This window comes from Frigoribacterium sp. PvP054, from assembly GCF_040547465.1.
Classification (GTDB): domain Bacteria; phylum Actinomycetota; class Actinomycetes; order Actinomycetales; family Microbacteriaceae; genus Frigoribacterium.
The window spans coordinates 581,416-592,018 of sequence record NZ_JBEPPU010000002.1; the positions used below are offsets into that span (position 1 = coordinate 581,416).

10 protein-coding genes are annotated in these 10,603 nt (G+C 72.8%); 5 read left to right on the forward strand and 5 right to left on the reverse strand.

Annotated features, from left to right (window positions below):
* Positions 1 to 148: 148 nt before the first annotated feature.
* Together ABID81_RS05530 and ABID81_RS05535 are read right to left on the reverse strand one after the other, a co-directional pair.
* Entirely contained in the window at positions 149 to 913 is a 765-nt protein-coding gene (locus ABID81_RS05530; protein WP_354593796.1) for an SDR family oxidoreductase, read from the reverse strand.
* 36 nt (positions 914 to 949) lie between these two features.
* Positions 950 to 1,675 carry a LysR substrate-binding domain-containing protein gene (locus ABID81_RS05535; RefSeq protein ID WP_354593797.1) on the reverse strand — a complete coding sequence of 242 codons (726 nt, stop codon included), beginning with the start codon at positions 1,673 to 1,675 and terminating at the stop codon, positions 950 to 952.
* A gap of 33 nt (positions 1,676 to 1,708) precedes the next feature.
* On the opposite strand from ABID81_RS05535, the gene ABID81_RS05540 reads away from it, so the two are divergent.
* The 3 genes from ABID81_RS05540 to ABID81_RS05550 all read left to right on the forward strand — a co-directional run bounded on the left by ABID81_RS05540 (position 1,709) and on the right by ABID81_RS05550 (position 4,251).
* On the forward strand, positions 1,709 to 2,146 hold the full coding sequence (locus ABID81_RS05540; RefSeq protein ID WP_354593798.1) for a DUF5997 family protein: 438 nt from the start codon (positions 1,709 to 1,711) through the stop codon (positions 2,144 to 2,146).
* Between the two features lie 27 nt (positions 2,147 to 2,173).
* The gene (ypfJ, locus tag ABID81_RS05545; protein ID WP_354593799.1) at positions 2,174 to 3,076 is read left to right on the forward strand and encodes a KPN_02809 family neutral zinc metallopeptidase; all 903 of its coding nucleotides are present in this window, start codon (positions 2,174 to 2,176) and stop codon (positions 3,074 to 3,076) included.
* Positions 3,077 to 3,243: 167 nt separating this feature from the next.
* Positions 3,244 to 4,251 (forward strand): NADP-dependent oxidoreductase, encoded by a 1,008-nt coding sequence (locus ABID81_RS05550; RefSeq protein WP_354593800.1) that lies wholly within the window; start codon positions 3,244 to 3,246, stop codon positions 4,249 to 4,251.
* Positions 4,252 to 4,383: 132 nt separating this feature from the next.
* Here the strand turns inward: ABID81_RS05550 and ABID81_RS05555 are convergent, their stop codons facing one another.
* Positions 4,384 to 5,319 carry a carbohydrate kinase family protein gene (locus ABID81_RS05555; RefSeq protein WP_354593801.1) on the reverse strand — a complete coding sequence of 312 codons (936 nt, stop codon included), beginning with the start codon at positions 5,317 to 5,319 and terminating at the stop codon, positions 4,384 to 4,386.
* An 81-nt stretch (positions 5,320 to 5,400) separates the two neighbouring features.
* Between ABID81_RS05555 and ABID81_RS05560 the strand changes: the two genes are divergently transcribed.
* The gene (locus ABID81_RS05560) at positions 5,401 to 6,342 is read left to right on the forward strand and encodes an ROK family protein (RefSeq protein ID WP_354593802.1); all 942 of its coding nucleotides are present in this window, start codon (positions 5,401 to 5,403) and stop codon (positions 6,340 to 6,342) included.
* Between the two features lie 168 nt (positions 6,343 to 6,510).
* Positions 6,511 to 7,554 carry an NAD(P)-dependent alcohol dehydrogenase gene (locus ABID81_RS05565; RefSeq protein WP_354593803.1) on the forward strand — a complete coding sequence of 348 codons (1,044 nt, stop codon included), beginning with the start codon at positions 6,511 to 6,513 and terminating at the stop codon, positions 7,552 to 7,554.
* Between the two features lie 160 nt (positions 7,555 to 7,714).
* Here the strand turns inward: ABID81_RS05565 and ABID81_RS05570 are convergent, their stop codons facing one another.
* Together ABID81_RS05570 and ABID81_RS05575 are read right to left on the reverse strand one after the other, a co-directional pair.
* Positions 7,715 to 8,302 (reverse strand): MarR family winged helix-turn-helix transcriptional regulator, encoded by a 588-nt coding sequence (locus ABID81_RS05570; protein WP_354593804.1) that lies wholly within the window; start codon positions 8,300 to 8,302, stop codon positions 7,715 to 7,717.
* Positions 8,283 to 10,247 carry an MDR family MFS transporter gene (locus tag ABID81_RS05575; protein ID WP_354593805.1) on the reverse strand — a complete coding sequence of 655 codons (1,965 nt, stop codon included), beginning with the start codon at positions 10,245 to 10,247 and terminating at the stop codon, positions 8,283 to 8,285. The genes ABID81_RS05570 and ABID81_RS05575 overlap by 20 nt, the downstream gene beginning before the upstream one ends.
* Positions 10,248 to 10,603: the final 356 nt, after the last annotated feature.

The window sequence follows — 10,603 nt, forward strand, 5'->3', positions numbered from 1 at the left end:
GCTAGCGAGCCACCCGCCTCGGCACCACCGCACCGCGTTTCGTGCACCGCACCGCACCTAGTCGCGGTGTGGTGCACGAAACGCGGTGCTGCGCGGTGTGCTGCGGCGCGGTGCTGCGCGGTGCGGTGCGGTGCGGGTGCGATGCCGGTCAGACCGAGAAGCCGCCGTCGGCCTTGATCAGCTGGCCCGAGATCCAGCGGCCGGCGGGCGACAGCAAGAAGCGCACCACCTGGCCGATGTCGGCGGGCGTCCCGAGGCGCCCGGTCGGCTGCTGCTCGGTGCCGCTGGCGCGGATGGCGTCGTCCATCCACCCGGTGTCGATCGGGCCGGGGTTCAGCGCGTTCGACGAGACGCCCAGGGGGCCGAGTTCGCGGGCCGCCGCGATCACGAGTCGGTCGAGGGCCCCCTTGCTCGAGCCGTAGGGCAGGTTGTGCACGACGTGGTCGCTGGTCAGGGCCACCACCCGGGCGCCGTCGTCGAGCCGGTCGACCGGCGGCAGCTGCTCGGCGAACGCCTTGATCGCCAGCCAGGCCGCCCGCACGTTGACGGCGTAGTGCGCGTCCCAGCTCTCGAGGCTCGTGTCGAGGATCGACGAGTCGACGCCGTGCGAGTGCGACAGCACGAGCGCCGTGACCGGCCCCAGGTCGGCGTTCACCGCCGCGAGGAGGCGCGCGGGAGTCCCCGGGTCCGCCAGGTCGGCCGGGTAGACAGCCACGTGCGCACCCGCCTCCTCGAGCTCGGTGACGAGCGAGCCGACGTCCATCGCCGCCAGGCCCCAGGGCATGGAGGCGTCGTAACCGTCCCAGGTGGTCAGCGCGAGGTCCCACCCGTCGGCGGCGAGCTCGCGGGCGATGCCGTTCGCGATCGAGGACGTGCGGCCGGCGCCGGTCAGGAGGCAGGTCTTCTTCGACATGCGCTCAGCTTGTCAGACCGAACGGTTCGGAGCGGGTCAGCGACCGCGGCGCGGCCGGCTACGACCCGTGCCACGCTGCGGCCCGCGACCCTTCGGCGGCGTGCGCCCCGGCTTCGCCCCGCGCGGGTCGGGAGCCGACCCCTTGCGGGCCGGGGCCTCGCGCTCGGGCTCGTCGCGCCTCCTCGACCTCGAGCTGCGGGCCGTGCGGCCCCGCACGACGCCGATGAAGTCGTCGAGGTCGTCGGTCAGGTCGCCCTCGGGCCAGACCAGCGCGATCGTCGTCGGCGGCAGGTCGGCGACGTAGCGGTAGGTCACCTCTTTCCGGGCGTGGAGGCGCGCGAGCGACTGCGGCATCACGGCGACGCCCGCCCCCGTGGCGACCACCGCCACGGCGTCGGCGGTCGAGAGGGTCGGGTCGAGGTCGTGCCGGTGCTCGCCCTCGAACGCCGCCGCCTCGACCTCGTCCTCGGCGCTGGCCGCGGCCACGACGTGGTCCCTGGGCACGACGACGACGGCACGCTCGTCGTAGAGGCGGATGACCGAGAGGCCCTCGGGGTCGACGGGCAGCCGCGCCAGCACCATGTCGACCCGGTCGTCGCCGCGGGCCGCGGCGAGCGCCGGGACCGCGTCGGCGTCGACCAGCGGCACGAAGGCCAGCGGGGTCTCGGGCCGGCGCTCGGCCCAGAGCCTCGACCACTTCGCCAGGGTCACCCCGGGCACGACCCCGATGCGGAACGGGGCGCGGGTCGGCTCGGTCGTCATGGGTCGAGGGTATCGGGCCGGTAGCCTGGGCAGATGACCTCCGACGCGCCGTCCGGCAAGCAGCCGCAGACCCTCAAGCCCTTCACGGCCGCCAAGAAGCTCGGGGTGTACCTGCCGGCCACGCCCGACGAGTTCCAGGCCTCCCCCGTCACGCGCGAGGCGTTCGCCGAGCTCAGCACGAACCCGCCCGAGTGGTTGTCCGAGCTGCGCCGCACCGGCCCGCACCCGCGTCCGGTGGTCGCGCAGAAGCTCGGCATCTCGACGTCGGGCCTCGCCCGCGCCGGCGTCGACGACGTCATGACGACCGACCAGATCCACGCCCTGCTCGACGAGATGCCCGACTGGCTGCGCACCGAGCGCGGCATCCACGCCGACGTGCGCGAAGAAGAACTGCGGGTGAAAGAGCGCAACGCCGGCCGCGAGGTGCTCCGCAAGGAGCGCGAGGCGAAAGAGGCCGCCGAAGGGCGCTGACGTCGGCGCTGCGCTACCGTCGGCGACATGTCATTCAACGACGACGCGCGCCTCGACGGCAGCAAGGTGAAGCGGCGCAGCCGCGGCCGCACGGCGGGGATCGCCGGGGGCGGTCTCGGCATCGTCGGCGTGATCGCGGTGTTCCTCATCAGCCAGGCCACCGGCGTCGACGTCTCGGGCCTGCTCGGCGGCGGCATGGGCGGCGGGGCAGCCCAGCCCGTCAGCGAGGGCGACCTGTCGTCCGAGTGCACCACCGGCGCCCAGGCGAACGACAGCGTCGACTGCCGCATGGTCGGAGCAGCCGACTCGCTCGACGCCTACTGGTCCACCGAGGCTCCGGCCCTCGGCGTCAGCGACTATCGCACGCCCGACTTCTTCCTCTTCAGCGGGTCGACGGACACCGGCTGCGGTGGGGCGACCAGTGCCACCGGTCCGTTCTACTGCCCGCCCGACGAGGCGCTCTTCGTCGACACCGACTTCTTCGAACAGCTCCGCTCTCAGTTCGGCGCCAGCGGCGGCCCGCTCGCCCAGATGTACGTCGTGGGTCACGAGTGGGGCCACCACATCCAGCAGCTGACCGGCGCCTTCGACCGCGCCGACCGCAGCGACACCGGTCCGGGCTCCGACACCATCCGGCTCGAGGTCCAGGCCGACTGCTACGCGGGCGCCTGGGTCGGTGCCGCCTCGACCGTCCAGGACGCGAACGGCGTCACGTTCCTCGAGCCGGTCACCGACCAGCAGGTCGCCGACGCGCTCGACGCCGCGGCGGCCGTGGGCGACGACCGCATCCAGTCCGCCGGCGGCGGCCAGGTCGACCCCGACACCTGGACGCACGGCTCGGCCGACCAGCGCCAGAAGTGGTTCGAGACCGGGCGCAGCCAGGGCGCGACGGCGTGCGACACGTTCTCGGTGCCGACCGACCAGCTCTGACGACGAGGCCGACCCGCGCCTCCCGACCGTGGCCGACGGCCTCCGGGCCCGGCTCCCCAGGCAACTCGAAGCGTCCCCTGCGGTCGCTGCGGGCCCGGAGGGCGCACACTTCACTCACCCTCGCGACGGCACAGGCGCCGCCGCGACGACAGCAGTGGAGGCGCGTCATGGCACGACCGGGCAAGGCCATCGAGTTCGACGGGTACGGAGACGTCGCCCAGCTGCACTTCGTCGAGCAGCCGCTGCCGACGCCGGCCGACGACGAGGTCGTCGTCGAGGTCATCTGCGCGGGCCTCAACCACATCGAGAACTTCATCCGGCGGGGCGACTTCGTCGACCGGCTGCCCCTCGAGTTCCCCGCCCGCGAGGGATCGTGCTTCGCCGGCATCGTCAAGAAGCGCGGCGCCGCCGTGCGCGACTTCTCGGTCGGGGCCGAGGTCGTCGGCCACGCGGTCGGCGGGGGCGCGCACGCGACCTACGTCGTGGTGCCGGCGAGCGCCGTCGTGCCGAAGCCGCCGCACGTCCCGTGGGAGGTCGCCGGCGGCCTCTACCTGGCGGGAGCCACGGCGTACGACACCGTCCGCAGCCTGCACCTCGGGCCCGACGACGTCGTGGTCATCACGGCCGCGGCGGGCGGGGTCGGCCACATCGAGTGCCAGCTCGCCCTGCAGCTCGGCGCCAAGGTGATCGGCACGTGCAGCCCCGGCAACCACGACTACCTCCGGTCGATCGGCGTCGTGCCGGTCGACTACGGCGAGGGCCTGCGCGAGCGCATCGACAAGGCGGCGGGGACCGACCGCGGGGTCACGGCCTTCATCGACAACTTCGGCGGCGACAACCCGGCCCTCAGCACCGCCCTGGGCGTCCTGCCGTCGCGGTTCAGCTCGAGCGAGGACCGCCTCGAGCGCGAGATCCGCTTCATCGGCGCCGAGCGCGACGACACCGAACCGGCCATGATCCTCTCGGCCCTCGCGAAGCTCATCGCCGAGAACAAGCTGCGCGTGCTGGTCTCGGGCTTCTACCCGTTCGACTACATCGCCCAGGCCTTCGAGGACCTGGCCGAGCAGCACTCCCGCGGCAAGGTGGTCGTCGGCATGCAGCCCGTCGAGACCGGGGCCCGCTCGCACTGGTACCTCTCGGGCAAGGCGCGGGCGGTCGCCGAGTCGCTCGGCTGAGCCTCATCGTCGACCGTCCGACACACCGCCGAGCGGACGGGACGCCGCCGCACGCCGCGGCGTCGTGTCCACTCGGCGGCGTCCGGGCGACGGCAGAGGGCAGGAGGCGCGGGTCGGCCGACCGCGCAGCCGTCAGCGGGGCAGCCGCAGCAACGCCCCCGGAGCCCTGACCGTCGCCGCCGCGACGTCCATGGCCCGGTCGAGCGCCCCCGACCACTCGACCGACCCGGGCTCACGCCGCTCGGCGAGCAGCGAGGCGACGATCGACGCGAAGGTCGCGTCGCCGGCACCCATCGTGTCGACGACCTCGCCGTCGGCCGACGAGATGCCGCGCGTCAGGGCCGTGCCCGCGGCGGTGTCCGTGGCGCCGTCCGCCGACCCGGCGAGCACCAGGCTCGCCCCGGCCGAGCCGCGCGTGGCGAGGACTCCCCCGGTGCCCGAGGCGAGCAGCGTCTCCTGCCAGTCGGCGAGCGACCGACCGGCGACGAGCTCGGCGTCGTCGTCGCCGACCTTGACGAGCAGCGTCGAGGCCGCGACGCGTTCGAAGCCGGCGACGAAGTCGGCGATCTGGGCGGCTCCGCCGGGCAGGAACCCGGGGCGCGGGTTCGGGTCGACCACCAACCGCACGGGGTCGGTGCCGACGACGCGCAGCAGACGGTCGGTCAGGGCGGCGTCGTCGAACGGGTACGAGCTGACCGCGACGAGCGGAGCGGCCTCGAGCACGGAGAGCTGCTCGGCCGAGAAGTCGAGGCCCCGGGCGACCGCGGCGTCGGTGAAGACGTAGCTCGGTTCGCCGGCGACCCGCAGCGACACGGCCCGGCCGGTGCCGAACGGGTTGATCGTCGCGACCAGCTCGACGTCGTGCTCGGCGAGGAAGGCGCGGATCGACCCGCCGTCGGCGTCGTCGCCGATCGAGGCGAGCAGCGTGGTCGGCACGCCGAGGCGGCTGAGCCCGACGGCGACGTTGAGGCCGGCTCCGCCGACGTGGTCGGTCGACCCCTCGTCGGTGCGGATCTCGTCGATGAGGGCGTCGCCGAGCACGGCGACCCGACCGTCGGTGGTGTGCATGGGGTGCCTTTCGTCAGCGTGCCGGCAGCCACCCTAGTGCGGCGGCCGACCCGGTCGCACGCCCCCGCTACGCTGGCCGACGTGACCGATTACGCACTGGCCGTCGACGTGGGCGGAACGAAGGTCGAGGCGGCGCTGGTCGCCTCCGACGGAGCCCTGCTCGACGGAAGCCGCGACCGCCGCCCCACCGGCGCCGGGTCGACGTCCGACGAACTGGCCGAGGCGGTCCGCGCGGTCGTCGCCCACGCCCTCGCGGCCCTGCCCGACGGTGACGCGCTCGTCGGTGCGGGCATCGGCAGCGCCGGCCCGGTCGACCTCGTGCACGGCACGGTGTCGCCGATCAACCTCCACGCCTGGCGCGGCTACCCGTTGCGCGAACAGGTGGCGGCCCTCGCGGCCTCGACCCTGCCCGACGCCGCCCCCGTCACGCTGCGCCTCGACGGCGTCAGCCTGGCCCTCGCCGAGCACTGGGTGGGCGCGACGCAGGGCGTCGACAACGCGTTGGCGATCACGGTCTCGACCGGCGTCGGCGGCGGGCTGATCGTGAACGGCCGACTGCTCTCGGGTGGCACCGGCAACGCCGGCCACATCGGTCAGATCCAGATCGCCGACCGCCCCGCCGGCGAGAACGCCTGGGCCGCCACCCTCGAGGTCATCGCCTCGGGCCCCAACGTCGTCGCCTGGGCACGCGCGCAGGGATGGCAGGGCGAGCGAGGCGAAGACCTGGCCGCCGGCTACGTGGCGGGCGACGAGATCGCCGTGGCCGCCGTCCGACGATCGGCGAACGCCGTGGGCGAGGCCGTGTCGTCGGTCACCACGCTGCTCGACCTCGACGTCGTCGCGATCGGCGGCGGGTTCTCGCGCGTCAGCGAGGACTACCTCGACCTGGTCCGGGCCACCGTCCAGGAGGCGCCGGTCAACGAGTACGCCCGTCGCGTCCGCGTCGTCCGCTCCGGGCTGAGCGACGAGAGCCCCCTGGTCGGGGCCGCCGCGCTCGTCTGGCGGGCCGAGCTGCTCGGCTGAGGCGCGCCTCCTCGGGGGGGCGACCCGCGCCTCCTGCGGTAGGGCCGTCGGCGCCTCGGCTGGGAGCCGTTGTCGGCGGACCGGCCTAGGCTGGGTTGCATCCCACAACGTCGTCGGATTTCGGCGCGCCCGCGAGGTGCGCACAGCCATCTACACGGAGGTCCCCCCATGCCCACCACCGTCCCCGTCCTGCTCACGCCGTCCGCCGGCGCCCCCTTCGAGCACTCCACCGTCGAGCTGCGCGACGTCGGCCCGAACGACGTCCAGATCGACATCGCCTTCGCCGGCATCTGCCACAGCGACATCCACCAGGCCCGCGAAGAGTGGGGCAAGGCCATCTTCCCGATGGTGCCCGGTCACGAGATCGCCGGCATCGTCACCGAGGTCGGCTCCGACGTCACGAAGCACAAGGTCGGCGACCGCGTCGGCATCGGCTGCTTCGTCGACAGCTGCCGCGAGTGCGAGAACTGCCTCGCGGGCGAGCAGCAGTTCTGCGTCAAGGGCAACGTCGCGACCTACAACGGCCGCCAGTACTCGGGCGAGCCCACCTACGGCGGCTACGCCAAGCAGATCGTCGCCGACGAGAACTACGTGCTGTCGATCCCCGAAGGCATCGCGCTCGACGAGGCCGCACCGCTGCTCTGCGCCGGCATCACGACCTACTCGCCGCTGAAGCACTGGGGCGCCGGCCCCGGCAAGAAGGTCGCCGTCGTCGGCATGGGCGGGCTCGGCCACATGGCCGTCAAGATCGCGCACGCCCTGGGCGCCGAGGTCACCGTCATCAGCCAGACGCTCTCCAAGCAGGAAGACGGCCTGAAGCTCGGCGCCGACCACTACTACGCCTCGAGCGACCCCGAGACCTTCACGAAGCTGCGCAGCTCGTTCGACCTGATCATCAACACGATCTCGGCCGACATGGACATCGACGCCTACGCCCGCACCCTGCGCCTCAACGGCACGATGGTGTTCGTGGGCCTGCCCGAGAACCCGCAGTCGTTCAGCGCGGGCTCGCTCATCGGCGGCCGTCGCAGCCTGGCCGGGTCGAACATCGGCGGCATCCCCGAGACGCAGGAGATGCTGGACTTCTGCGCCGAGCACCACATCGGTGCCGAGATCGAGACGATCGGTGCCGACGAGGTCGACGAGGCCTACGAGCGCGTCGTCGCCAGCAAGGTCCGCTACCGCTTCGTGATCGACACCGCCACGATCTAGCACCCGCCGGACGCCCGAAGGCCCCCTCCCGTCTCGGGAGGGGGCCTTCGTCGTCGGTCCGCCGCGTGACCCCGGCATGCGGCGCTCGACCATTCGCCTAGGCAGGTGTTCTGCGCCGGTCGACGGGGTGCGACGCGGACGCGACTCGAAGCCGGCCGACCTAGCCGGCCGGGGTGTTGAACCGGCTCAGCCAGCCGGCGAACTCGGCGAGCTCGGCGTCGGTCCAGCCCTCGACGTGGGTGCGGAACACGGCGCGGTTCTCGTGCCGCACCTCGAGCATGCGGGCCTCGGCCCGATCGGTGCTGCGCAGCGTCATGACGCGGCCGTCGGCCGTGTCGGGCACGACGTCCACGAACCCGGCCTCGCGCAGCAGGGTGACCTGCCGGCTGACCGCGCTCTTGTCCATCGCCATCGCCTTGACGATGTCGCCGGCGCTGCACGGCTGGTGCTTCATCACGTAGCGCAGCACGTAGAACGCAGTCGGCGGCACGTCGGGGTCGAACCGCGACGCGGCCGCGGCGATCGTGCGCTTGGCCTCGACCATCATCGAGCCGATCTCGTCGACCACGCTGGCCATGTGGCCCTCGCGACCGTCGTCGGCGGAGCTCGGTAGGCGTGGTGCAGCCTGCGCGTCGGCATCGACCCCGAGGAGGCGCGGTGCCGCCGGGTCGGAGGCCTCGGCCCCCGCAGGGCGCGGCGAGTCGAGCACCGCGCCCTCGGGCTGGCCGTCAACGATCGGCTGCGACATCTTTCTCCTCGACCAGGGACGAGAACACCGGGCTCTCGGCCAGTTCGTCGGCGGGCACCGGGTGGCCGGCCACCTCGGCGGCACCCGTCGCGATGATCGTGTCGATGGTACCGGTGGCGGTCGTCGCGTGACCGTGGTGGCGGCGTCCCGTCTCGACCGGGTCAGCCCCCTCGTCGATCGGCGAGACCGGAGCCGGCGACCCGGAGAGGCTCGAGGCCGGCGAGTCCGTCGTCAGCGTGCTCGTCGATGCCGACGCGGGTGCCGACGGAGCGGGTGCGGCCGCCGTCGCCGGGGCGCTCGACACCGCGGGGGCCAGGCCGGCCGTGGCCGCGGCGCCCTTGGCGGCCGGGGACGCGTCGTTCCCGTCGACCGGGGCCGCGCCTCCTTCGCCGTCGGTCGAGGCCGATCCGGCCGTCGGGCCGTCGCCCTTCGCCGCGGCACGCTGCAGGCCGGTCTTGGTGCCCAGCTCGACGTTCGGCAGCAGGCAGACGAAGACGATGGTGATGATCGCCAGGGGTGCCGCGATGAGGAACACGTCGGCGACGCCCTGACCGTAGGCCGACTCGATGATGGTGCGGATCGGGCCGGGCACGGTGCTGAGATCCGGGATGCTGGTGGTCGACTCGCCGCTGCCCAGGGCGCTGGGGTCGACGCCGGCGTCGGTCAGGCCGTCGGTGATGTAGCCCGACACCTTGGTGCCGAGCACAGCGCCCATGACCGAGACGCCGATGGTGCCGCCGAGGCTGCGGAAGAACGCGACGCTCGACGAGGCCGCGCCGACGACGCCGACGTCGACCGAGTTCTGCACGACCAGCACGAGGTTCTGCATCACCATGCCGATGCCGAGCCCCATCATCGCCATGAAGACCGAGACGATGACGAAGTTCGTGTCGTACTCGATGGTCGACATGAGGAAGAGCCCGGCGGCGAGCAGGACCGAACCGACGATCATGTAGGGCTTCCACTTGCCGTACTTCGAGATGAGCGCACCGGCGACCATCGACGAGATGAGCAGGCCGAGGACCATCGGCAGGGTCAGGATGCCGGCCATGGTCGGCGACTGGCCGCGGGCCAGCTGCATGTACTGGCCGAGGAAGACGCTGGTGCCGAACATGGCGACGCCGACGCTGAGCGAGGCGATGACGGCGAAGGTGAAGGTGCGGTTCGTGAAGAGCGTCAGCGGGATGATCGGCTCCTTCGAGCGGAACTCCACGACCACGGCGAGCACGAGCAGCGCGGCGGCTCCGAGGCCCATGACCCAGCTGGTCACCGAGTTCCACTCGAACTGCTTGCCGCCGAGCGAGACCCAGATGAGCAGCAGCGAGACGCCGCCGGCGATCAGGCCCGCGCCCCAGTAGTCGACGACGACCTTCTTCTTCGGCTTGGCCGGCAGGTGCAGCGTCCGCTGGATGACGATCAGGGCCGCGATGCCGACGGGCACGCCGACGAAGAAGTTCCAGCGCCAGCCGATCGTGTCGGTGAGCACGCCGCCGAGCAGCGGGCCGCCGATCGTGCCGACGCTCATGACGGCGCCCAGGTAACCCATGTAGCGGCCGCGCTCACGCGGGCTGATGATGTCGCTCATGACGACCTGCACCAGGGCGGTGAGGCCGCCGGCGCCGAGGCCCTGGAAGACGCGGAAGGTGATCAGCGTCGCGGTGTTCTGCGAGAAGCCGGCCGCGACCGACGCGAGCACGAACAGCACGAGCGCCACCTGCAGCAGCACCTTGCGGTTCGTGAGGTCGGAGAACTTGCCCCAGAGCGGGGTGCTGACGGTGGTGGCCAGCAACGTGGCGGTGATGACCCAGGTGTACGAGGTCTGGCTGCCGTTCAGGTCGCTGACGATGCGCGGCAGCGAGGTCGACACGACGGTCGACGACAGGATCGCCACGAGCATGCCCATCAACAGGCCCGACAGGGCCGTGAGGACTTCGCGGTGGCTCATGCCGGGGGCTTCGCCCGGTTCGTGCGGAGCCACGGGCTTGGTACCCGCGGCGGTGGTGGTCTGCGACAAGGTGCGCTCCGGTGGTTCGAGATGGTGGGGACCGATCGCCGTTGGCCGTGTCCGTTGGTTGCCGAATGTCAACCATACGCTTTCGTTGACGATCTGCAACCATCTGACTGCAGTTGCTGCATAATTTTTCTCGAACCGGGTCCGGTGGGGGCGGGGACGCAGGAGGCGGGGGGGGGGGGCCCCGCCCCCCCCCCCCCCCCCCCCCCCGCCCCCCCCCCCCCCCCCCCCCCCCGCCGGCGGCGCCCGCCCCCCCCCCCCCCCCCCCCCCCCCCCCCCCCCCCCCCCCC

Coding starts and splice junctions, on each gene's coding strand:
- ABID81_RS05555 (WP_354593801.1), bottom strand. CDS start 5,319: ATGCACACCACCGACGGTCGGGTCGCCGTGCTCGGCGACGCCCTCATC.
- ABID81_RS05540 (WP_354593798.1), top strand. CDS start 1,709: ATGACCTCCGACGCGCCGTCCGGCAAGCAGCCGCAGACCCTCAAGCCC.
- ypfJ (WP_354593799.1), top strand. CDS start 2,174: ATGTCATTCAACGACGACGCGCGCCTCGACGGCAGCAAGGTGAAGCGG.
- ABID81_RS05535 (WP_354593797.1), bottom strand. CDS start 1,675: ATGACGACCGAGCCGACCCGCGCCCCGTTCCGCATCGGGGTCGTGCCC.
- ABID81_RS05570 (WP_354593804.1), bottom strand. CDS start 8,302: ATGTCGCAGCCGATCGTTGACGGCCAGCCCGAGGGCGCGGTGCTCGAC.
- ABID81_RS05530 (WP_354593796.1), bottom strand. CDS start 913: ATGTCGAAGAAGACCTGCCTCCTGACCGGCGCCGGCCGCACGTCCTCG.
- ABID81_RS05550 (WP_354593800.1), top strand. CDS start 3,244: ATGGCACGACCGGGCAAGGCCATCGAGTTCGACGGGTACGGAGACGTC.
- ABID81_RS05565 (WP_354593803.1), top strand. CDS start 6,511: ATGCCCACCACCGTCCCCGTCCTGCTCACGCCGTCCGCCGGCGCCCCC.
- ABID81_RS05575 (WP_354593805.1), bottom strand. CDS start 10,247: ATGAGCCACCGCGAAGTCCTCACGGCCCTGTCGGGCCTGTTGATGGGC.